21 protein-coding genes are annotated in these 22,145 nt (G+C 45.6%); 2 read left to right on the top strand and 19 right to left on the bottom strand.

The window, feature by feature from the left end:
- Nucleotides 1–3: 3 nt before the first annotated feature.
- Genes SOW26_RS02845 through SOW26_RS02835 form a run of 3 tightly spaced genes read right to left on the bottom strand, consistent with a single transcriptional unit; the run spans nt 4 to nt 2,970 of the window.
- Nucleotides 4–1,557, bottom strand: a complete 1,554-nt coding sequence (locus SOW26_RS02845; RefSeq protein ID WP_320651851.1) for a serine/threonine-protein kinase — start codon at nt 1,555–1,557, stop codon at nt 4–6.
- 12 nt (nt 1,558–1,569) lie between these two features.
- Complete coding sequence (locus SOW26_RS02840; protein WP_320651850.1) at nt 1,570–2,280, bottom strand: protein phosphatase 2C domain-containing protein; 711 nt, start codon at nt 2,278–2,280, stop codon at nt 1,570–1,572.
- 3 nt (nt 2,281–2,283) lie between these two features.
- Entirely contained in the window at nt 2,284–2,970 is a 687-nt protein-coding gene (locus tag SOW26_RS02835) for a vWA domain-containing protein (protein ID WP_320651849.1), read from the bottom strand.
- Nucleotides 2,971–3,204: 234 nt separating this feature from the next.
- On the opposite strand from SOW26_RS02835, the gene SOW26_RS02830 reads away from it, so the two are divergent.
- Nucleotides 3,205–4,695 carry a WYL domain-containing protein gene (locus SOW26_RS02830; RefSeq protein ID WP_320651848.1) on the top strand — a complete coding sequence of 497 codons (1,491 nt, stop codon included), beginning with the start codon at nt 3,205–3,207 and terminating at the stop codon, nt 4,693–4,695.
- Nucleotides 4,682–5,692, top strand: coding sequence for a WYL domain-containing protein (locus tag SOW26_RS02825; RefSeq protein WP_320651847.1), 1,011 nt, complete (start codon nt 4,682–4,684; stop codon nt 5,690–5,692). The genes SOW26_RS02830 and SOW26_RS02825 overlap by 14 nt, the downstream gene beginning before the upstream one ends.
- Here SOW26_RS02825 and SOW26_RS02820 read toward each other — a convergent pair whose 3' ends face one another.
- The 16 genes from SOW26_RS02820 to def form a co-directional block, all read right to left on the bottom strand.
- Entirely contained in the window at nt 5,693–5,968 is a 276-nt protein-coding gene (locus tag SOW26_RS02820; protein WP_320651846.1) for a hypothetical protein, read from the bottom strand.
- Between the two features lie 1,232 nt (nt 5,969–7,200).
- Nucleotides 7,201–8,364, bottom strand: a complete 1,164-nt coding sequence (locus tag SOW26_RS02810; RefSeq protein WP_320651845.1) for an iron-containing alcohol dehydrogenase — start codon at nt 8,362–8,364, stop codon at nt 7,201–7,203.
- Between the two features lie 87 nt (nt 8,365–8,451).
- Nucleotides 8,452–8,841: a MerR family transcriptional regulator gene (locus SOW26_RS02805; protein WP_276959401.1), complete on the bottom strand. Its 390-nt coding sequence runs from the start codon at nt 8,839–8,841 to the stop codon at nt 8,452–8,454.
- Between the two features lie 301 nt (nt 8,842–9,142).
- Complete coding sequence (locus SOW26_RS02800; protein ID WP_276959399.1) at nt 9,143–9,832, bottom strand: thiamine diphosphokinase; 690 nt, start codon at nt 9,830–9,832, stop codon at nt 9,143–9,145.
- 148 nt (nt 9,833–9,980) lie between these two features.
- Entirely contained in the window at nt 9,981–10,643 is a 663-nt protein-coding gene (gene rpe, locus SOW26_RS02795) for a ribulose-phosphate 3-epimerase (RefSeq protein WP_320651844.1), read from the bottom strand.
- A 2-nt stretch (nt 10,644–10,645) separates the two neighbouring features.
- Nucleotides 10,646–11,524, bottom strand: coding sequence for a ribosome small subunit-dependent GTPase A (gene rsgA / locus SOW26_RS02790; RefSeq protein ID WP_276959395.1), 879 nt, complete (start codon nt 11,522–11,524; stop codon nt 10,646–10,648).
- Between the two features lie 31 nt (nt 11,525–11,555).
- On the bottom strand, nt 11,556–13,577 hold the full coding sequence (gene pknB, locus SOW26_RS02785; RefSeq protein WP_154478071.1) for a Stk1 family PASTA domain-containing Ser/Thr kinase: 2,022 nt from the start codon (nt 13,575–13,577) through the stop codon (nt 11,556–11,558).
- Nucleotides 13,571–14,314: a Stp1/IreP family PP2C-type Ser/Thr phosphatase gene (locus SOW26_RS02780; RefSeq protein ID WP_154478069.1), complete on the bottom strand. Its 744-nt coding sequence runs from the start codon at nt 14,312–14,314 to the stop codon at nt 13,571–13,573. The genes pknB and SOW26_RS02780 overlap by 7 nt, the downstream gene beginning before the upstream one ends.
- A 10-nt stretch (nt 14,315–14,324) precedes the next feature.
- A complete protein-coding gene (gene rlmN, locus SOW26_RS02775; RefSeq protein ID WP_276959390.1) occupies nt 14,325–15,365 on the bottom strand; it encodes a dual-specificity RNA methyltransferase RlmN in 1,041 nt (346 codons plus the stop codon).
- 213 nt (nt 15,366–15,578) lie between these two features.
- Nucleotides 15,579–16,877, bottom strand: a complete 1,299-nt coding sequence (rsmB, locus tag SOW26_RS02770) for a 16S rRNA (cytosine(967)-C(5))-methyltransferase RsmB (RefSeq protein WP_276959388.1) — start codon at nt 16,875–16,877, stop codon at nt 15,579–15,581.
- A 52-nt stretch (nt 16,878–16,929) separates the two neighbouring features.
- Entirely contained in the window at nt 16,930–17,631 is a 702-nt protein-coding gene (locus SOW26_RS02765) for a zinc metallopeptidase (protein ID WP_154478063.1), read from the bottom strand.
- A gap of 156 nt (nt 17,632–17,787) precedes the next feature.
- Nucleotides 17,788–18,591, bottom strand: a complete 804-nt coding sequence (locus SOW26_RS02760) for an ABC transporter permease (protein WP_276959386.1) — start codon at nt 18,589–18,591, stop codon at nt 17,788–17,790.
- Nucleotides 18,591–19,595 carry an ABC transporter substrate-binding protein gene (locus SOW26_RS02755; protein WP_276959384.1) on the bottom strand — a complete coding sequence of 335 codons (1,005 nt, stop codon included), beginning with the start codon at nt 19,593–19,595 and terminating at the stop codon, nt 18,591–18,593. The genes SOW26_RS02760 and SOW26_RS02755 overlap by 1 nt, the downstream gene beginning before the upstream one ends.
- Nucleotides 19,592–20,638, bottom strand: coding sequence for a radical SAM family protein (locus SOW26_RS02750; protein WP_276959382.1), 1,047 nt, complete (start codon nt 20,636–20,638; stop codon nt 19,592–19,594). Before SOW26_RS02750 ends, SOW26_RS02755 begins: the two co-directional genes overlap by 4 nt.
- Nucleotides 20,639–20,661: 23 nt before the next feature.
- Nucleotides 20,662–21,636, bottom strand: a complete 975-nt coding sequence (fmt, locus tag SOW26_RS02745; RefSeq protein ID WP_276959380.1) for a methionyl-tRNA formyltransferase — start codon at nt 21,634–21,636, stop codon at nt 20,662–20,664.
- A complete protein-coding gene (gene def / locus SOW26_RS02740) occupies nt 21,637–22,125 on the bottom strand; it encodes a peptide deformylase (protein ID WP_154478053.1) in 489 nt (162 codons plus the stop codon).
- Nucleotides 22,126–22,145 lie beyond the last annotated feature (20 nt).

The raw sequence follows: 22,145 nt of genomic DNA, 5'->3' as shown, positions 1-22,145 counted from the left end.
AGCTTATAGCAACACGAATTGTATCGTTCTCTGCCTTAAATGCATAATATCATCCGTCGTGAATTCCTCGTCGCAAAGGTAATCCTCCATATCGCCCCTAAGAACAGACATAGAAAGAATAATATTATTGATATCATTTACTCTTTTACTGCTATTAGGCTGAATCTCACCATAATCTGAATTTGGAGAGCCTATTCTGACTACTCTGTTCATTAGATTTCTGATGGTATATTCACCTTTTTCTATTTCTATCTCTATCGCCACTTCATTTTTCTCAGAAAACGATGTATCACTAGTATGATAATTGTATAAATAATAAGAACCATCCATATCATCTATAATCTTCAATCCAACAACATCTTTTCTCTTTAACAGATCCATAGAAATGGGTTCTACTTCATATCCGCCTTCTTCATTGAACTGTTCAATTTCCTCATTTACAACGTTTACTATACTATCTACATTGAAATGATCCGTGATTACAGCCGCGATTACTTTTGCACGCTCTTTTTCACGACCAGATTTGCAAAACGGACACTTGCAATTCTTAAGATCATCAAGCTGCATCAAGAATGTACTCGCGCAATACTTACATTTGGCAGTGAGATCTACTGCCTGCCGAAGTGTAACAAACCAATCTCTCATTTTAGGTCTGCTTAGCGGATTATGACGACCTTCTTCGTTAAAATTAGCCGCAAAAAGGCGTTGGATATTTTTTGTAAATGCATACTTAGGTCCAATTCCAGTCTTACAACGATTAGAATCGTCATTTTCATCATAAATCCACGCCACTTCACCCTTTGCAGCCAAATCAGCATAATCCACATCGTCATCATCCCAACCGCCACCATTGCCCTCTGTGAGCAACTCTCCATTAAACGGTGAGTTCATGGTCAAAATCTCATGTGCAAGAATAGCAAAAGAATATTCATCAGCCTGAAGAGAATTCATCTCGCCTTTCATTATTTCAGGTGCACCATATCCCGGAGTTTGTATTTGGCGATTAACATCAAACTTGTATCTCATGTTATCTGCATCAATGAGCCACACCTCGCTTGATTCAAGAGTGCCTGAAGCAAAAACATTTTCAGGAGAAAGATCTGCATATACCGCCGAATATGCATACAATTTTGTGAATATTTCAGCTGTATTCATCAGCAGCTTATATCTATGACGCATACCCCCTGTATTGAAGAAAAAATGTCCCGGACTGACCGCTCCATCAAAAGGACGTATCCAATACTTAATAGACTTCATATCCCTAAGTAATCTCATCGTGTAACCGCAATATGGTTTTTGCAACAAACTGACAGGTCTGGCGATATGAATATCATCCGGAAGGTTGAGTATTCTAACTTCATCCAGCTCCTCTTTAAACTTCTCATATTCTTTTTCGCCGACAATAGGTTCTCCTGTACTGGGATTAACCTTCATCTTCACAATTATATTAGGATCCTTTGTCTGCCATGTAATACCCTGACCGCCTCGCCCTATCTCAGACTCCAGGAAATGCTTATAACCGTTCTCATCTACTACGAATTGGAGATTCTCTTCCATAATTCACACCGCCTATCTTTTCTCATAACTGACTATTGTCCTGTCATCCCCAGAATTTATCGGGTTCCATTCACTCAAGAGTTTGTATACCATATTATTTCGTTCAACGATATTTGTCTTCTCAAACATCCTCTTCCAAATCAGTCCGACAAAATCCTTTCGTCTATCTTCAATCAACGTTTCAGATACGCCGTCTGTCATCAAGCATATTTTAACTGATTGATTAGACAGCACAAATGACTTGAGCGTCCATTCCTCAAACGAACGCAAGTTACCCATTCCCGTTGTAAGATTTGCAAAATCATCATCCTTATCTTTAAGTACACTGATTCCATCGCCTATGTCGTAAAAAATACTTCCATCTCCCAATTGTCCGAGAAAAACCTGTCCCTTTACACTTACAAAGGCAAAAAGGCATGTCGCTCCGCATTCATTCTTTGAGTAGGGATAAATGTCCATCCCCCAGATAGAATGTAAGACCGGTATAAGTAACCGAATATCATCACAACCGTATTCCCACCATAGTTGGAAAGCTTTTGAAACACTTCTACAGACCGACCTGGATCCCACATCTGCATGCGCATGTGATCCCATCCCATCGGATACCACCATCAGTGTTCCGAATTTGTATTTTTTTACAAGATACGAATCCTGATTAGGGTGCCTGTTGCTTTTATGCAAGGCTCCCATAACCGAAGCGTACCCAACAATCTCATCTCTCATAGACTATCTCAGATTATCAAAATTAATATTCAAAATATCAGCAGTAAACAGATCCTGAGCCACCTCATTAGGATTCTTGCTCTGGCTTCGCTGAATCGTGCAAGATGAGATGAAACGGAAAAACTTGTGAATATCTGCAGCATCTTCCACATAGCACACTTCCTTCTCAGGATGATCCAAAAACTTCTTAAGCATTCCCGTGTCTGCATCAGCGCCGATGGCCAGACTCCAACGATCACACTTAGAGCTGCGACCAGTAGAGGTAAACCTGTTAAGCTTATCCTCCCAATGATCGTCATTTGGTGCTCCATCAGAAACGAGTACCACTACCGGGCGATAGGCGTTTTTGGGGATCTTGGTCTTATCCTCTATCATATCGTATGCAACATCAAGTGCGCGCCCCATATAGGTCATACCTCCAGCAACCATATCTTCATACTGGATATCTCTCACAGGAGTAAGTTCCGTATGAACCTTTACTTCCGACCCGAAAGTGACAATAGATACGCAGATATCGGCCTGCACAATCTGTTCCTTCTGAAAGCTGTCCAGCATTTCTCTCACAGAGCTATTGAGCTCGTCCATCTTGGCGTCGTAAGACATAGATCCACTTACATCAAGAAGAAGAATGACCGGAAGCATTCTGGCCTGCGGCATCACAAAACCTTCAAATTCGTTATTATCCATCATTTCACCCTCCAAATATATCATTATTTTTTGGCAACTTCGTACAAATGTGCACTTGACATTTTATCATTTTCTTGATAAAATGTCAATTTTTGATAGATTTTTCATCCATCTTGTTGTATACTGAAATCCATATCGTTTTATCACCTCCTTGGACGGATTTCAGCTGTTGAATGTATCCTACCATAGTAAGATCAGACGGTATGATGAAAAACCTACAAAAAAGGAGTGATCCTTATGGCAAAGACAAAAAACACCCATGTTTTTCAAAGCGACATTAAGCATTATGATAAGATTCGAGACATACTGAGATACCTTTATATGTTTGGAAGTTCCTCAAAAGAAGAACTTGTGAAAAAAAAGCTCTCGAAAAGTATAAGCTCCTTTTATGACACAAAGCAGCGCATTGAAAACTATATAGATGGCGAATATCTTCAAGAACACAAATCCAATGAAAAGGGATCCGGAAAAAAATATCGGTTCATGTACGATCCTTTTGTATGTCCGGTAAACTATCTTGCCGAAACATACCAGAATTGTTCATATGTCATAGATGATTTCATATTCTACTTTTGCCTTATGCAGTCTTTTACTGATCCTGAGTTTCATCAGTTACCTTATGAATACGCACCTGATGATTACTCTGATATTGACGATTGCATGTCGTTCGATCAAGAATTCACAATCACAGAGCTGATTACCACTCTACAAATAGTTTTTGACACTAACCAGGAACTATTAGAATACCTGAACGATATCTCTGGAAATGCTGAACATAGCGAGCTTCTTTTTACTTTGCCAAAGGTCAGGGCACGGATTTCTGAATTAAAAGATATCGGTATTCTTGTAAATGCTAAAGAAGACAAATATCGTCTAGCAGATGATATTTTCAAAAATTTGGACGCAAACGAGCTTACAGACCTCAAGCTTATGAGCCAATTCTTTTATAATTGCTCATTTCTAACAATCCCCGGATATTACCTATCATCCACTATAAATGAGTATGCTCAGGCCAATTTTGTTTCTGAAATTGACAGTTTCTATAACAAACAAGATAATCCTGTTTTTTTCTATAAAAATACACGCTTACAAAATGTGATTGATGATGATGTGGCATGGAGCATTCTATCTGCAATCCATAGTACAGATGCTATAAAATACAAATACAGAACAAAAAGCGGCACATTAAAAGATTGCACCGCACTCCCCATGAAACTTGTCATAGATTATCAGTATGGCCGGCAGTATTTTTTCTGCTATGATTATGACTTCAAAGGCTTTATTATGCAGCGATTATCCTCTGTATCAGAAGTCACTGTCGCAAAGAACATGAAACCAAGTCAACGTTTTGAATTTATTGAAGGTTATACAAAGGATACAGATATTCATAAAGTATATTTGGATACATATTCTCAACGCATCGAAAAAGTATGGAACATAGCAATGGGCGAATCCTTAACGGACGTACTCATCCATTTTCACTTTGCTCCCGAATCATACTCCAAGCAATTAAGTCGGCTAAAAGCAACCCGTCATCATGGAATCATTGTGGAACTTGGAGATGGAAACATTGATTATACCGTGTCCGTTCAAAATGAATTAGAACTGGTTCCTTGGATTCGAAGCTATGGCGCATCAGCAATTGTTGACAAAACCAGCAATCCATATCTCGCAGAACGCTTAAAAAATGATTGGAAGGAGGCGCTTACGCAATATGGAGCTTTTTAACAAATATAAAAACAAAAACTTTGCTTTTATGACCAACTATATAAACAGTTGTGTAAATGACGATTCCCTTTCTTTGACAGAGGATGAACTTCGAAAGCAATTATCTGGCGCTTCTCAGAGCTCATTTGAAGAATTTTTGTTATCGTTGATAAATTCATACGATGTAGACGAATTATATAACGCCAGTTTACTCTATAGTGAAAACGGAACCATGCACCCATTGCGGGAGATTCCTATCCCTATACGCGCATCTATAGCCGAGAAAGCCTGGTTATACTATGTTCTTCAAAACAGTAAAGCAGATCTGTTCTTGGAAAATGAAACAAAAGAAAAACTCATAACAGCACTTGAATCCGATATTGATTCAGCCCGCTTTCCTATCAGATCAGAGTACATCGACATCCGCATGTTCTCTCCAGACATTCATTTGGATTTATCTGATAATTTTTTTAAATGCTTTAAAACCATAGTCACGGCCATAAAAAATCAAAAATCACTTTATGTCACGAATAATAGTTTTACTGGGAGGGTTTACGAAAATCAGCTTGTTTTTCCGTACAAGCTTGAGTATTCACCCCAGTTTGATTCGTTTTCTTTGTCATGCTACCCGATTGACATCAAACGCCCTATTAAGATGAATCTCATAAACATCTCTAATGTGGTATTAGGCGAAAAGATTAATGATTATGATACTTTTCTCAAACAGTTTGAAAAAGAATTGTCAGAGACAAAAGAAAAAAAGCCGATAACAATCGAAATCAAAAATCAAGCTGATGCCTATGATCGGTGTACATACCTCTTTTCATCTTTTGATACATATTGCTATGACAAAGGAGATGATACGCTAATAATGAACATATACTATTATCGTTTTCAAAGAGAAGAAATCATCCGCAATATCCTTTTTTTAGGACATTATGTAAAAATAGTATCCCCAAAAGATATTACGGATGAAGTGGTCGCATCCATCAAGAATGCTTATGAGCAATATCTGTAATCACGCTGTCACCAAATCATAATAATCTACAAAGTACGGCATCATGAAGTTTAAATACTTTGACAAATTCATGAATGCCGTATTGTTCTTTCTCCCAAAAAGAACAGAATTGATAGGTGCTCCTGACTTGCACATCTCGTAGCAAGTCGTCGAGTATTCTCTCGTAAAGAGGTACAGTTCCTCGCCTGTCGATGTCCGAAGATAGTAATCCAACTTGTTGTTTGCCTTCCTTGCCATAATAGTGTTGCTGTTCTTTACCGAATACTTCTTTGCCATGCTTGTTACCTCCGTCATGAGTTGATTAAACAATTTGTAGTTCATGATTGCAGTTTATCCTATAAACAGAATGTATGATTTCGAAAAACCTACAAAATAAAAAAAGCCCGCAGCCATCCGACAATCCGTCAGACAACCACGGGCTCATAATTACATATATTATGCTCTTTCAACATATCTTATTAAGATACACCCCCTGTCTTTAATCGGGACATCAATTTGCAAGAAAAGATACATAAACAAAAAAAGATACAGCACCGGATATTTGACTATCCGATGCTGTTAATCTATCTGCTAACCTGGGTCTCAATATAGCTTGTTACAAATGAAATAATGTTGATATTTTTTCTTGGTCTCCCCAAATTCGAGTACCATACCGAGTACCACGGGAGTACCATTTTTCTATAAATTATAATAATCTATAACAAGTTACATACGAGATCAAATTTCCACAAACCCAGTATTCATGCGGTTTTATAGAGATTTATGACTCTTTATGGAGATACATGAAATAGGAGTTCATATAACGATTCCTAATTTCATTTTTGTATTTACCTGTCCGGAAACCCTTGATTTATCTAGGGTTTCGCCTTTCTTCAAATTTCGTTTACGCCTTTTTTACACCCTTTTTGTAACTGATGGCGTAATCTGCTGAAATTGGCGTACTGCATTTTCCAGTGATTCATGGGTAAGCATATGCATATCTGTCGGACCTTTTCGTCTTTTAGAAAAAGTCCAATACGACAACGTATTATAACATAGCGACTCTGTTTTTACAATCTATCTGGAGTGTTCCGGTTCATACAAAAATAGCACCTGCCATATTTCAGGCAGATGCCACTGATTTTAAAATTCCAAATTATCGGCATTTCGGAGAAACTACTTCATCCCCATGATCACATATCCATCCTACTATTTCTCCAAGGCTTTTCTGTTCCGGCAACAATAATTATCTTTTTGAATGAATCCAAAATATGCCTCAAAGAATTATTCCTGCCAAACATTTTTTGTGTAAGAGCGACTATGGGGCTGTTGTTCCTTTACTTTAATGTCCTGTCATCCCTAAAGGCATTCCCCACCTTTGAACCGATTCCAAAGTAAGCATTTCCAAAGGGATCAAAACTGATCGGCCTCACTTTTGTAATGTCTACGGCGCCATCAGTAGCTACGCTCTCATCCGCAGAAACATTTATAATCTCCCCAATAAGAATACCATCCTCAAAGCTTTTTATTTACAAGGAAGCTCTGAAAATATCTGCAATATCTTTCTCAAGAAGCGGAACCCACGCATTTTCAAGGCCTTCGTTTTCTGCTACATGATGAGCCATCTCATCTATACGGCTTTCATCAATTCCTACTTCCCTTAAATGCATAGGAATATTGATAGATGCAAAGAACTGATATGTTGCGTCAATCGCCTGCTCTGCAATAGCAAACTTGTCCTGATTTGAATCGATTCCAAATACGTTAACACCGTATTTTACAAAGCGTCCTACCGTCTTTTCACTTAGGATATGCTGCATCCATCTCGGTGTGATGATTGCAAGTCCCTCCCCATGCGTGATGTCATAGTAAGCTGAAAGAGCATGCTCCATTCCATGGCAGGGCCATCCTGACTGACTGTTGCCAAGAGAATAGATTCTGTTGCATCCATATGTGCAGCAAAGCATCATCTCTGCTCTCGCAGTATAATCCTCAGGATTTTCCAGACACTTCTTCGTATTTGCCATAAGGCTTTTTAAAGCGGCTTCCATAAATCCATCATTAAGAAATGTCGAATCCTCACAGAAGTACTGCTCCATGATATGATTCATGGCATCAGCACAGCCTGCAGCCGTCTGCTTCTTTGATACTGTAAATGTATATGTAGGGTCAAGGAAAGAAACTGCCGGATAAAGAAGCGGATCTATATATCCAATCTTGTCGTTGGTTTCGGTTCTTGAAATGACTCCGCCCGGGTCATATTCACTTCCTGTGGCTGCAAGTGTAATAATATCAACGATCGGAAGCGCCGCCTGAGCCTTTGCCTTATAGGAAATCAAATCCCACGGATCGCCATCATACTTTGCTCCGGCCGCTATAGCCTTGGAGCAGTCCAGCACACTTCCTCCGCCAACGGAAAGGATGACATCCACGTCATTTTCCTTGCAAAGCTTAACCCCCTCAAGTACACTTGGGTCATACTTAGGATTCGGCTGAATCCCTGAAAGCTCAACCATCTCAAAATCCTTGAGAAGTTCCTTTACCTTATCATAAAGTCCCAGCTTCTTGATGCTTCCACCACCATAAGTAAAAAGAATCTTTTTCCCATACTGGCTCATAACTTCAGGAAGTTTTTCTACAACTCCCTGCCCAAAAATCAATCTGGTTGGCGTACAATAATCAAAATTTTGCATGTGTGTTCCTCCTTCAACTCTAATATGATTTGCTCTGTTTATGATGTTTCAAACTCTGGTTGCCATGCTGCAAATTGAATCAGTTGCTCATTGAATTTCCTCGGCGTCCCAAATAAGAATACCTGTTTTCACTGCTTCTTCATACCGGGATATCTTATAATTGATCCTGTCCATCGTAGCCTGATATTTATCCAGCTGTTTCTGCACTTCTATCCGAACTTCCATCAAAAGATCGCGTCTTGCTGTAATGGTTGAATCCCCTTCTTGAAAAAGCTTCACATACTCAATCAGCATTTCTACCGGAACCCCGGCGCTCCTCATGCAGACAGCATTCTCAATCCATTTTATGTCCTGCTCAGAATAATCACGAATGCCGCCTTTTGTACGATTTACCGCCGGGATGACACCAACTCGCTCGTAGTAGCGTAGTGTATCCGGAGTAAGATCAAATTTCTCACTCACTTCCTTAATGGTCATGACATTCCTCCTTCCAATCGACTTGTTTCTGGTACTTCCTGTCTGTACTATACTCCTTTGAGTTAACTCCAAGTCAATAATTTTCCCGAAAAAAATCCAAAAAATTTTACAACACAAAAACGACCAGCAAAAACTGTCTTTCGACAGGATCTGCCGCTCGTTTGTTTGAAAGCTTTATCACATATATAAATAGGGAATAAGTTATTTCTTTCTCCGAGCTCATGGCTTCTATCCACTGTTTACTAAGAGAATGCTCCATAAGGTGCATCCGAAAGATTGCTTTCCCTTTATTTTGCGATTTTTATTGCGCGCCCCTTTCGTTCCCGTCCTTCTTTCCATCTCTGGTCTGCATCAGTACCGCCGTACCTCCGTAGCTTCGGATCGCAACCGTATCCTCTTCAAAGGTATTGCTGACGCACAGGCTGTTATAGGCGGAAAGCCTGTGCCCGGTCAACGGGTATTTCGCCCCTTTCACATCTACCGTCACCGGCTCTTCCCCCAGCGGGAACAGGGAAAAATAGGGGCCGTAGGCTTCCTGCCTTTTCAGGCAGACCTCTCCCTTTCCCAGCAGGGAAATGTGATTCTGACTGTCCAGGATCACGCCCTTGACTCCCGCCTGCAGCAGGATTGCAAGGCTTTGTACATTTCCCCAGAAATGATCCAGTCTTCCTCCCGTCGCTCCCAGAATATATACCGTATCACATTTCAGCTCTATACAGAGGCGGATCGCGATCTCTGTGTCGGTGGCATCCTTGACCGGATGGAAACGGCGAAGGATCACTCCCTCGGCATGCTGATAATAGTCGGCGATCTCTCTGTCCATGCTGTCAAGATCTCCCACTACATAGTCGGGCATCACCTGTCTGTGAAACAAAAACTCTGCCCCCCGGTCTATCCCTACCAGAACTTTCTCTCTCTCTTTTTCCAGCCACTCTTTTGCAAACTGCTCTTCCAGGATACCTCCGCTTACCAACACTGCCGTTTTCCCCATATGTCCTGCTTCCTCTCTCCTGCTGCCTTGTCCCTGCTCTTGCTTTCCTGCCTGCACTCCCATCGGCATGCCTGCAGTTCTTTTTTTGTTTCGCACTTCTTTCGAGATCCTCCATAGCTCCGTCCGCTGATACCGGTGCGTTTGGGCTTTACGAATATTCCCGCAGGATCTCCATAAATCTGCGGGTGTTTTCTCCTGCGTCTCCCCGGAACACAGCAGAGCCTGCCACGATGATATTGGCTCCCGCATCCAATACTTCTTTGACGTTGTGCAGATAAATCCCTCCGTCTACCTGAATGTCTATCTCTCTGCCCGTCTTGCTGATCTCTGCCCGTAATTCGCGGATCTTATCCAGCGATACCGGGATAAAGGACTGTCCTCCAAATCCCGGGTGAACGCTCATGATCAGCACCATGTCTACCATTTCCAGATAAGGAAGCAGCTTGGAAACCTCCGTATCCGGACAGATGGAAAGTCCTACCTTCATAGTCAGCTCCCGGATCTTTTGCAGGGTTTCTTCTACCTCTTTACAGGCCTCCAGATGTACTGTCACCTGATCGGCTCCTGCCTTTTGAAAAGCCTCCACATAACGGATCGGCTCCTCTACCATCAGATGGGCATCCATAAACTGATCGGTGCCGTTGCGAATAGATGCCAAAACAGGCATTCCAAAAGAAATGCTGGGTACAAACATGCCGTCCATAACATCAAAATGCAAATATTCTGCACCATTTTCTTCCGTGCGTGCAATTTCCTTTCCCAGCTCCTTAAAATCGGCTGCCAAAATAGACGGCGCAAGTATATACTTCATTGCTAATACCTCCTCTTTCCTCTCAATTCTTCGTAGATTTCCTGATAACTTTTATATCGGACAGGAGAAATCGCTCCTTCCTCCACTTTTTCCTTCACCTTACAGCCGGGCTCGTGAATATGGTCACATCCATGAAACCGGCAGGCTTCTTCCCAGCGCGCAAATTCGGGAAAATATGCCTTCAATTCCTCCTTCTCAAAATCCAATACGGAAAGAGAACTGAATCCCGGCGTATCCATCAGATAGGAATCCTGTCCCAGCAAAAACAGCTGGGAATGTCTGGTGGTGTGCTTTCCTCTTTCGATCTTTCGGCTGATCTCCCCTGTCTCCATATCCGCTTCCGGGACCAGACGATTAACAAGGGATGACTTTCCTACGCCGGAAGGCCCTGCCAGCACCGTAGTCTTTCCCCGCAGTGCCTTTTTCAGTATTTCTATGTTGGTTTCTTCCTTTGCACTGGTAAAAATAAGAGGATACCCGGCCGCTCCATAAATATCCTCCAGCGCCTTTACATCCTCCTCTGTCACAATATCCTCTTTATTAAAACAAAGAATGACAGGGATCTTTTCCCGCTCCATCCTGACCAAAAAGCGATCCAGGAGGTTAAAGTGCGGTTTGGGTCTGGCTGCCGCAAATACCACCAGCGCCTGATCCACATTGGCTGCTGCCGGTCGAATCAGTTGGTTTTTCCTGGGAAGGATCTCCGTCATGCTTCCCACCTTCCTGTCTTCATCCAGAACACAGATCTCTACGTTGTCTCCCACCAGCGGTTTCTTACCGTCCCGGCGAAATCCGCCCTTTGCCTTACACTCATAAACACCGGATCCTACTACATCCACGTAGTAGAATCCGGCAATTCCTTTTACAATCTTTCCCTGCATAATTTCCTCATCGAAATTTCCAAGAACCTTTTTAATTTGAATTTTGCGTTCCGGAAGAAGCAGGTCCCTTGCTTACCTCCAGATTGATGCTGGTACCTTCATCCACCACCGCACCCTCTCCCGGTGAACAGCTGATCACATATCCGGCCGGATAGTCGCTATTGGAATAAGTCACCGTGCCGGTCTTCAATCCATTCGCACTCAACAGCTGCTTCGCATTTTCCAGGGATGTGTTTGTGATGGGCGGGATCGTTACCTGCTCTGCCGGTTCCTCCCCATCGCTGACCACCAGATCTACACTGGTTCCGGACGCTACCTTTTTCCCGCTCTTCACAGACTGGGAGATCACCATCCCCTTCGCTACCTTGCTGCTGTATTCATAGGTGATGGTTCCTACCGTCAGACCTGCGTTAAACAGTGTCTCCTGCGCTGTCGCCACCTGTGTTCCTTCTACATTGGGGACAGACTTCTTCTCGCCTCCCTTACTGATCTTCAGCACGATCGTCGTATCCTTGGTGGCTTTGGATCCCACTGCCGGAGTCGTTTCGATCACTTCTCCCTCTGCAGCCGAATCACTGTATACATACTCGGAGGATACCTTCTGGAATCCGGCATTTTGCAGAGCCTTCTGTGCTTCTTCCTCGCTCATGCCGCTGACATCCGGAACAGTGATCTCTTCTCCTACCAGTCCGGAGCTGACCGTCACCTCTATGGTCGTATTCCTTTTCACCTGTTTGCCGGCTTCCGTCTTTTGTTTGGAAACCACGCCGGCCTCATACTTGGTGGATTCCTTGCGTTCCACCACCTTAATCCCAAGACCCTTTTTATTCAGAGCGGTCTTGGCGTCTTCTTCCGTCATCCCTACGACATTGGGTACTTTTACCTTGCTTTCCGTTTCCGAGCTGTCAATGGCAGGAAACGACTTGAAGATCCCTGCCGCCTTTCCAATGACGAAAATAAGGATCAAAGCGATCAGGATCGCCGCCACTATGGTCATGACCTTGATCACCTTGTTCATGCGGGGATTGACTTCATCTGCCGATCGCTCCTTTTTTCTGGCATATTCCTTGTCGTAATCCTCGTCATCGTAGTCTTCTATAATGCCGGTGTCATAGTCTTCCTCGTCGTCTTCATCCCCATCGATGTAGGATTTTTTGATGTCATCCAGCTCTTCGTCGCTGATCATGATCGTCTGCGCCGATTCTAGCGGCGGAATGTACACAAAGTTCCCCTCCGGATCTACCAGCGAATGCTTCAGATCCTGGATCAGTTCTTCTGTGCTCTTATATCTTCGTTCTGCATTCTTCTGGGTACATTTCAAAATGATCCGTTCCAGGCTGTAAGGAACTCCGGAAACCAGATCACTTGGCACCGGTATCTCATCCTGGATATGCTGCATTGCCACGGAAACCGTGGAATCCCCGTCAAACGGCAGGCTGCCTGTTACCATTTCAAACAGCGTGATCCCGATGGAGTAAATGTCACTTTTCTGGTCACTGTATCCTCCCCTGACCTGCTCCGGGGAACTGTAATGTACGGATCCCATCGCATTAAAAGTAACGGTATTGGATGTAATGGCTTTTGCAATGCCAAAATCGGTCACCTTTACCTTCCCGTCTCTGGAAATGATGATATTGTGCGGCTTGATATCTCTATGGATGATCCCTGCGGCATGTGCCGCCTTGATGCCGGAGCAGACCTGGATGGCGATACTTACCGCCTCCCGATGAGAAAGCCGCCCCTTCTTTTCCACATATTCCTTTAAGGTAATGCCCTCTACCAGCTCCATTACCATATAGTACAGACCTCTGTCTTCTCCCGCATCGTATACATTGACAATATTGGGATCCAAAAGTCCTGCCGCCGCCTGTGCTTCCGACCGGAACTTCTGGACAAAGCTGTCGTCTGCCCTGTATGCCTTTTTCAGGACCTTAATGGCCACATAGCGGTTCAGCATGATGTCCCTGCCTTTATAGACATCTGCCATCCCGCCGGCGCCGATCTTACTTAGCACCTCATATCTCTTCCCTAGAAATATTCCATCTTTTACCATATACTCACCTCATCTGCAAGCGGCTGTGCCAAAATCACCCCTATATTATCACGACCTCCGTTGCTGTTGGCCTTTTCCACCAGCATCTGCACCGCTTCCACTATATCCCTTGCTCCCTTTACGATATCAAACATATCCTCGTCCTCTACCATATTGCTGAGGCCGTCGGTACACATCAAAATGATATCTCCCTTTTTTAGACGGTACTCATAAATATCCGCCTCCACAGACGCCTTGACTCCCATGGCTCTGGTAATGATATTTTTGTCCGGATGGTTCTTCGCCTCCTCCGCTTTGATCCCTCCCAGACGGACCATCTCCTCCACCAGAGAGTGATCCTTGGACAGCTGACGGATCTTGTCATTGATCAGGTAAAGACGGCTGTCTCCCACATTTGCAAAATACAGGGTGTTCCCCACCACGGTGGAAACCACCAGCGTCGTTCCCATCCCTTCCAACTTTACGTCCTTGGACGCTTCTTTGATCAATTTCTCGTTGGCAACGCTGACGATATTGCGCAGGATCTCTTCCGGCTTGTCCAGAGGTGTATGCTCCAGCTCTTCCTTCAGCACACCCACGGTATATTTGGAAGCAAAATCCCCTGCCTTGTGTCCTCCCATCCCGTCTGCCACCACTAAAAGGTTGGGAAAGGGTCCCACAGGTTCATCCGTCACATAGACGTAGTCCTGATTCATTTCACGCTTTCTTCCTACATCTGTCATCGCATAAATCTTCATGTATATCTCCTTATTCAGACGTTATGTGCCGCCTCCGCAACTGACCGCAGGCTCCATCTATGTCTGAGCCTCTTTCTTTTCTTATAGTAACATTAATTCCGTTTTTTTCAAGTTTATTTTTGAACTGCATAGCTTTTTCCCGTCCCGGTTTTTTGAATTCCCGTTCACGGATGGGATTTACCGGAATCACATTCACATGGCAGTTTCTGCCCTTTAAAAGTTCTGTCAGTTCCCGGATATCCTCTTCTGTATCGTTGACGTCTGCCACCAGGCTGTACTCAAAGCTGACCCTCCTGCCGGTTTCTTTCAAATACACGTCGCAGGCTTCCATGACCTGATCCAGCGGATAGGAAGACGCCACCGGCATCAGTCTTTTTCTTTTTTCCTGGCTGGATCCGTGAAGAGAAAGCGCCAGGGTGATCTGAAACTTTTCTTTTGCCAGCCGCAGGATCCCCGGAACGATCCCGCAGGTGGAAGCCGTGATATTTCTCTGGCTGATGTTCAATCCATGCCCGTCGCTGATCATCCGCAGAAAGGCTACAAAATTTTCGTAGTTGTCCAAGGGCTCTCCCGTTCCCATGACCACCACATGAGAGACTCTCTCCTTTGTCCTGCGCTGGATTTCGTAGACCTGCCCCAGCATTTCTCCGACGGAAAGGTTCCGTCTTAATCCTCCGATCCCCGATGCACAAAACCGACAGCCCATCCGGCAGCCTGCCTGGGAGGAGATACAGACAGAGTTGCCGTAGGCATGGCGCATCAGAACGCTTTCGATCATATTTCCGTCTTCCAGGGAAAACAGATATTTTTCTGTTTTGTCCACCTGGGACACCTGTCTTTCTTCCAGATGCAGCGTGTGGAGACTGGTCTGCTCTTTCAGCTTTTCCCGCAGGCTTTTGGGCAGATTGGTCATCTCATCAAAGTCTTCGGCCAGCTTCTGATGGATCCACTGGTAAACCTGCTCGCCCCGAAACCTTTTTTCTCCCATCTCCTCCATCATCTCTGTTAGCTCCTGTCTGGTACAGGATCTGATCTCTCGTTTTTCCGCCATCGTCTCTTTCCAACTTCCGTTTCATTTTCTCTTTCTGCTCCCAGAAAGTCCTTTTTTCTATCTGTTACTCTTTCCAGACTTCAGGGAGCTGCCGCCTGTCTGTTTTTTAGTCCCGGAAAGAATTTTCGGTATTCCCGGCTTTCTTGTCCCAATTCCTGTTCGCAGGCGTTCTTTCCGCATATTCCTGCTCCTTCCGGCGCTTCTTTGCTTCGTCTAAGCTTCTCTACGCTTTCGGAAAACCGCAAGGTAGAACCCGTCTCCTTTGTGGATGCCCGGCAGTCTTTGTTCCTGTTTTCTCAGCTCAAACTCCGGAAAACGCTCTAAAAACCACTGCGTATTTTCTTCATTTTCTTCCCGGTTGATGGTGCAGGTGCTGTACACAAGCTTTCCTCCTGGCTTTACATACTGCCGTACCACCTCCAGGATCTCCTTTTGCAGAGCGCACAGACTCTTTGTCATATCTCTCGTCATCTTGTATTTCAGATCCGGCTTTCTGCCCAGTACCCCCAGTCCGGAACAGGGCAGGTCTGCCAGAACGATGTCCTTCTGTCCTACCGCCGCTTCATCCAGGATGCGGGCGTCCCATTTCTTCACTGTCATATTAGACAATCCGTTTCGTATCCGGTTCTCTTCCAGCTGCTCTATCTTGTAGTCTGTCAGGTCCCTTGCTTCTACCTGCCCGGTGCCATGTAGCTGCTGTGCCATATGGACAGCCTTTCCTCCCGGTGCAGCGCACACATCCAGCACCTGATCTCCTTCCTTTGGTTCTGCCAGCCGCACCACCTCCATGGAACTGATGTCCTGCACCTGAAAATACCCCTTTTGAAACCCTGATAATTTTCCCAGATAATCATACTCTGACAGATATAGCACATCTGCGTAGGTATCATCCTGTCGGACACAGACTCCTTCCTGCTCCAGCAGGGCGATCAGCGCCTGCCTGTCTATCCGGTCTGTGTGGATGTGAACGGTCAGAGGCTGTTCCTTCAAAAACTCCTGTCCCATCTGTTCTGTCACCTCTGCCCCATATTCCTTCACCCATTGATCCACCAGCCATTCAGGAAGAGAATAGCGAACCGATATATATTTTTTTATTTCTTTTTTGTCCGGATAAGAAATTTCTTCCTTGTGGCGTGCGATATTTCTTAACACTCCATTTACAAATCCCGCCAAAGGCGCAAATCCTTTTCTTTTGGCCAGCTTTACCGCTTCATTACAAACGGCGGAGTCCGGAATGCTGTCCATATAGAACAGCTGATAGACTCCGCTTCTTAAAATCAACAGGATCTCCGGCTTCATCCTGTCTGTGGAAGTTTTGGAAAAGCAATTGATCACATGATCCAGCTCTATCATCCGTTCCAGTGTTCCTTCCACCACTTTTGTCAAAAATGCCCGTTTTCGTTTTTCCAGATATTGATACTGGGCCAATACCTGTCTCAATGCAATATGGCTGAATTCTCCCTCTTTTACGATTTGAAGGAGAACCTCCAGCGCCAGTTCTCTCTCATTCATACCCTGTTCGTTCCTGCCTGCTTTCTTGTTTACTGTTGGTTTTCGTTTTTTCTCAGTCTCTTCTGGAATTTGCAAGAAGGATGATACGCAGAAGCTGCAGCATTGACGCCGCCGCTCCCGCCACATAGGTCAGGGCTGCCGCAGACAGAACCTTCTTCGTATGTCCTACCTCTTCTTCGTAAAGGATCCCGCTGGTCCCCAGCGCCTGAACGGCTCTTTTGGATGCATCAAACTCTACCGGCAGCGTCACAAGCTGGAACAGCACGGCTGCCAGAAATGCAAGGATCCCCAGATTCAGAAACAACTGGGAAGATGTGCTGCGGAAGAAAAGTCCCAAAAGGATCAGCGGCCAGGCGATCATACTGCCGAAATTTGCTACAGGCGCCAATGTGGAACGAAGAGCAAGGGGTGCATACCCTTTCGCATGCTGGATGGCGTGTCCGCACTCATGCGCCGCCACTCCCACTGCCGCAACCGAGCTGGACTGATAGGTGGCGTCGGACAGACGCAGCACCTTGTTTCTTGGGTCATAATGATCCGTCAGATTTCCCGCCACATGTTCCACCTGCACATCATAGATTCCTTCTCTTCGAAGGAGGTTTTCTGCCACTTCTCTTCCGGTGATCCCGGAGTGGCTCCTTACTTTCGCATATTTTTGGAAGGTTGCGTTCATTCTTGCCGAAGCGATCAGACACACCACCATTCCCACAAGGACCAAAATATATGTTGGATCAAAATACATGGAATAATACATAGTTTCTACCTCCTGTATGATATGCTTCCCATTATATACGAAAAACAGGCTGGTTGCCTGTTTTTCATACAAATTTAACAATTCTTCATGTTTTTTAAATGCTCCTGCTCAGGAACGCCGGACTGCAGCACCTGTTTTTGCCGTTACTGTCCGCTTTTACTCTCCTTCATAAGGGTCCGTTTCTTTCTTTACCCGCCGATACAGGAACAACAGCAGCAGATCACCGATCCTGCCCCAAACGGCGATCACGATCATGCAAACGATGATCATATCCACATTGCCCAGCATTCTGGCATCCATCATAACCGCACCCAGCCCCTCATTCACTCCGGTCAGTTCTCCCAGAACCAGATACGCCCAGCAAATTCCCATCCCCAATCTCAGGCCTGTAAAAATCCCCGGGAGGGAAAGCGGAAGGATCACCATTTTGAACAGCTGCCATTTGCCTGCTCCCATGACCCGCCCCACGTCCAGAAGCATGGGAGGCACGTCCCGTACTGCTCTGAGCGTGTTCACATACACCGGAAAAAACGCTGCCAGAGCGATGAGAAAAACGGTCGTCCGATTCCCTACGCCAAACCAGACCATGGCAAGAGGAAACCAGCCGATTCCCGGAACCATGCGGATCATGTGAATGAAGGGATCCAGCAGCCTCCTTCCCATCTGAAAATATCCGGTCAGCATCCCGGCCACTGTTCCCAAAAAGGAAGCGATCAGAAATCCTGCCAGAACCCTGTGCCAGCTTGCTACGGAATGTTTCCAAAACGTTCCCGCATAAGGACTCATCCGAAAGGTTCCAAAAACAAAATCAACCAGTCCCATCCCTGTCTTTTTCAGAGAGGGGATAAGGTATTCCGGCGTATGCAAAATAGCCGGCAACAGTACCCAGGCTGCCAGAAATCCTACTGGCACAATAAAATTAACAAAATCTATTTTGTAACTATTTCGTTTCTTTTTCATTATCTGTATTCCGATTTTTCCAGGAAGCTTATGTCAAATAAAGCATCTATGTCCGGAACATTCTCGATCATTCCCAGTTCTTTCATCCGCTCTGCCAGTTTTTTTACTTTTTCCCTGGTCTGGGCATCTATGTCCCAGGACAACTGGATATTCTCCGTGGATTTGGTCAGGTATTTTTCTTCTGTGCCAAATTCTGCGGCTTTTTGAATCCATTCCTCCTGATGTTCCATATAATATTTGCTTGCCTGAATATGCATGTCCACCAGCGCCTGAATCTTTTCCGGATTTTCCTTGATCTCTTTTTCCGTGGTGATCATTGCAGCGTTGATATAACCTACACTTTCATCGTAATACGGATATTCCAACACCTTCCCGTATCCATCCGTTTCTGCAATGGAGGGATATGGCTCTCCGCTTAAGAAAGCGTCAATAGATCCGGACGCCAGCGCCTGTCCCATATCAAAAAAATCGATCTTCTGCAGCGTTACTTCTGTATTTGGATCGATCCCGGCCTTTGTAAGCGTTTCCAGAAGCAGAATATGATGCATGGTCCCCGGTACATACGCGATCGTCTTTCCTTTCAGGTCAGCCACCGTTTCTATCCCGCTGTCTTTTCCGACTACCAGGGCAGAGCATTTTTCCGTCATGGAGGCCACTACCTTTACCGGCTCTCCCTTGGAAGCCGCCATGATCGCCGTCACCCAGGTGGTTCCGCAAAAATCAATATTTTCTGACAGCAGCGCCGTCTTCATGTCTCCCGGATTGGTAAATGGCTTAACCTCTACCTTTCCTCCGTCTTTTACAAACGTTTCATACAGGAAAGGCTGGATGGTCTGGGCCGTTTTCCAGGTTCCCACTTCGTACAACTGCTCTTTTGCCTCTGTTGTCTGCTGTGCGTCCTTCTTTGTTTCTGCTTTCTCTTCCGCCTTCTTTCCGCAGCCTCCAAGCAGCCCCACCATCAACATCACGCCAAGAAACACCATTGTCACTTTCTTCCTTTTCATCTTCCTCTGCTCCTCTCATTTCTTTCATTTCCTGCGTCGTCTACTTCGTATCCGCTTTCTTTCAGAAATTGCTTTGCCTGTAACATATCCTGATTTTTCCAGCTTGTTCGGGTCATTCCCTGGCTCCTGGGAATCGCTCCCACATCCACCACCAGAGCATTTGCCCCGCACTCTACTGCCGGGCGATGGTATGGGTGTATGACAATATCCCTGATGCTTGCCCTGGAGGCGATCCGAAGCACTGCGGTTATTTGGGCGATCCGTTGCGGCAGCATCGTTCCGAGAGCGTACTTGGGTGTTCCGAAAACAGGAACTCTCTCCATGATACCCGCCACATCGGTTCCCTGCCGGATCAGCTCTGTCATCCTCCCGGCCAGCTCTCTGTCCGTATGCTCCGGTCCGACAGGCTCCAGATACTGCGACAGCTTCAGTCCGCTTTGAGAAATCATTTCTATGGTCTCTCTGCGGGCGTTGCAATCGAATCTGGTGTCCGTTCCTTCTCTCAGGCGAAATGCCTGATAGATCATATCCACTCCTGCCGCCTTTAATTCCTCTACCTTCCGGGAGTTTGCATCTCCGGTATTGACAACCAGAACGCAGTCGTTCTTTATCCTTTGTCTGACTGCCTTTATCCTTTGGAGCAGCCGGTCAAACTCATAGAATTCCGTTGTGCGCAGAACCAGCCAGTCCGCTCCCTGACGCGCGTAGTAATCCGCGATTTCTACTACTTCCTTCTCCTGAAGCTCTTCCTTTTTTTCATAGGAATTCCAGGCAGATCCCATGGAACAAAAGCTGCAGTTCATCGGGCAATTGACATAATCCAGTCCGATAGATGCCCAGATCTTTCCCTGATTTCCTGCTTCTTTTGCGGCAATCTCTCTGGCCTTCCCCCTAAGAGCCCTCTGCTTTTCTTCTTCCAGCCCGGCATATAACAGGCATTCTATATCATATTCCAGAAGGATTTCGTCCGTCAACGCTTTTTGAAAGGATTTCTCAATATCTATCTCTTTCTTACTCTCCGCTTCCGGGAATATCTTTTCCATGTTTCGATTTTCCTTTTATTTCTTTATCGTTCTGCTTCCTTCTCTCCCAGAATCTCCCCTTCCTGCAAGGTTACTCCCCGCAGGAATTCTTCTGTTGCCATTCGTCTTTTTCCTGCAAGCTGCAGTTCCCGGATCAGAATCCGGCCTTCTCCCGTCTGCACCACCAGACCATCCTTTCCGGCGGTCACCACCTCTCCCGGCAGGTGCGCAGAAGGATCTTCTTCTCTCAAAAGATCTTTGGAAGACAGCACCTCGCCCTCCCAGATCTTCAAAAGCTTTCCCTTCCACATGGTCCAGGCTGCGGGCCATGGATTCAGCCCTCTGATTTTTTGTTCTATCGCCCGGGCCGTCTGGCTCCAGTCCACCTCGCCCATGGCTTTGTCCAGCATTCTGGCGTAATCGGTAGGACTTTCTTTTGGCTGTTTTTCCCCTTCAATCTGCCCCGTCTCCAGTGCCTCCAGCGTTCTGACACACAGGTCTGCCCCTATCTGTGCCAGCTTGTCGTGAAGACTGCCTCCCGTTTCTTTTTTATCCAGAACCACTTCCTCTTTCAGCAGCATATCTCCGGTGTCCAGTCCTTCATCCATCTGCATGGTAGTCACTCCGGACACCTTTCTTCCATCCAGGATCGCCCACTGAATGGGAGCTGCTCCCCGGTAGTCCGGAAGCAGGGAGGCATGCACATTGATGCAGCCATAGGGCGTCATCTCCAGCACTTCCCCGGGCAGGATCTGTCCGAATGCAATTACCACCATGACATCCGCCTGATACTTTCTTAATTCTTCCACCGCCTCCGGCTTTCGGATCCTTTCCGGCTGGAACACAGGGATCCCATGGCGTTTTGCCGCCTCCTTGACCGGAGATTCCTGTACCTTTCCTCCCCGTCCCTTTGCCCTGTCCGGTTGTGTCACTGCCAGTACCACCTGATGTCCGGCCCGGATCAAAGCCTCCAGGGTTCCTACGGAAAATTCCGGCGTTCCCATAAAAATCACCTTCAATTACAGTTCCTCCTCTTCTTCCTCTTCCTGATATTCCACGTTCCGCAGCTCCCCTTCTACCAGATCCACATAGATCCGCCCTTCCAGATGATCGATCTCATGGCAGAAAGCTCTTGCCAGCAGTCCCTCTCCTTCCAGCTCGATCTCTTCCAGTTCTTCATTCTGTCCCCGGACTTTCACATACATGGGCCGGGTGACCGTTCCCGTTTTTCCCGGAACACTCAGACAGCCTTCCTCTCCGCACTGTTCTCCTTCTGTCTCTATGATCTGTGGATTCAGAAGCACAATGGGCCCCTCTCCTATATCAATCACCAAAATGCGCTTCAACACGCCCACCTGTGGCGCCGCCAGCCCTACTCCACCGGCTTCGTACATGGTGTCCAGCATGTCATGGATCAGTTCTCTGGTCCGATCTGTCATCTTTGTAACCGGCTTGCATGCCTTTGTCAAAACGCTGTCCCCTATCTCTCTGATCGTTCGAATTGCCATCTGTTTTTCTCCCTTCTCTT

It is taken from the genome of Suipraeoptans intestinalis (assembly GCF_034091795.1).
GTDB classification, from domain to species: Bacteria; Bacillota; Clostridia; order Lachnospirales; family Lachnospiraceae; genus Suipraeoptans; species Suipraeoptans intestinalis.
This window is presented reverse-complemented; position numbering and strand designations above follow the sequence as displayed.

Bases quoted from the DNA above. Each gene is read 5' to 3' on its own strand.
- SOW26_RS02845 (WP_320651851.1), bottom strand. From the start codon at position 1,557: ATGGAAGAGAATCTCCAATTCGTAGTAGATGAGAACGGTTATAAGCAT.
- SOW26_RS02840 (WP_320651850.1), bottom strand. From the start codon at position 2,280: ATGAGAGATGAGATTGTTGGGTACGCTTCGGTTATGGGAGCCTTGCAT.
- SOW26_RS02835 (WP_320651849.1), bottom strand. From the start codon at position 2,970: ATGATGGATAATAACGAATTTGAAGGTTTTGTGATGCCGCAGGCCAGA.
- SOW26_RS02830 (WP_320651848.1), top strand. From the start codon at position 3,205: ATGGCAAAGACAAAAAACACCCATGTTTTTCAAAGCGACATTAAGCAT.
- SOW26_RS02825 (WP_320651847.1), top strand. From the start codon at position 4,682: ATGGAGCTTTTTAACAAATATAAAAACAAAAACTTTGCTTTTATGACC.
- SOW26_RS02820 (WP_320651846.1), bottom strand. From the start codon at position 5,968: ATGGCAAAGAAGTATTCGGTAAAGAACAGCAACACTATTATGGCAAGG.
- SOW26_RS02810 (WP_320651845.1), bottom strand. From the start codon at position 8,364: ATGCAAAATTTTGATTATTGTACGCCAACCAGATTGATTTTTGGGCAG.
- SOW26_RS02805 (WP_276959401.1), bottom strand. From the start codon at position 8,841: ATGACCATTAAGGAAGTGAGTGAGAAATTTGATCTTACTCCGGATACA.
- SOW26_RS02800 (WP_276959399.1), bottom strand. From the start codon at position 9,832: ATGGGGAAAACGGCAGTGTTGGTAAGCGGAGGTATCCTGGAAGAGCAG.
- rpe (WP_320651844.1), bottom strand. From the start codon at position 10,643: ATGAAGTATATACTTGCGCCGTCTATTTTGGCAGCCGATTTTAAGGAG.
- rsgA (WP_276959395.1), bottom strand. From the start codon at position 11,524: ATGCAGGGAAAGATTGTAAAAGGAATTGCCGGATTCTACTACGTGGAT.
- pknB (WP_154478071.1), bottom strand. From the start codon at position 13,577: ATGGTAAAAGATGGAATATTTCTAGGGAAGAGATATGAGGTGCTAAGT.
- SOW26_RS02780 (WP_154478069.1), bottom strand. From the start codon at position 14,314: ATGAAGATTTATGCGATGACAGATGTAGGAAGAAAGCGTGAAATGAAT.
- rlmN (WP_276959390.1), bottom strand. From the start codon at position 15,365: ATGGCGGAAAAACGAGAGATCAGATCCTGTACCAGACAGGAGCTAACA.
- rsmB (WP_276959388.1), bottom strand. From the start codon at position 16,877: ATGAATGAGAGAGAACTGGCGCTGGAGGTTCTCCTTCAAATCGTAAAA.
- SOW26_RS02765 (WP_154478063.1), bottom strand. From the start codon at position 17,631: ATGTATTATTCCATGTATTTTGATCCAACATATATTTTGGTCCTTGTG.
- SOW26_RS02760 (WP_276959386.1), bottom strand. From the start codon at position 18,591: ATGAAAAAGAAACGAAATAGTTACAAAATAGATTTTGTTAATTTTATT.
- SOW26_RS02755 (WP_276959384.1), bottom strand. From the start codon at position 19,595: ATGAAAAGGAAGAAAGTGACAATGGTGTTTCTTGGCGTGATGTTGATG.
- SOW26_RS02750 (WP_276959382.1), bottom strand. From the start codon at position 20,638: ATGGAAAAGATATTCCCGGAAGCGGAGAGTAAGAAAGAGATAGATATT.
- def (WP_154478053.1), bottom strand. From the start codon at position 22,125: ATGGCAATTCGAACGATCAGAGAGATAGGGGACAGCGTTTTGACAAAG.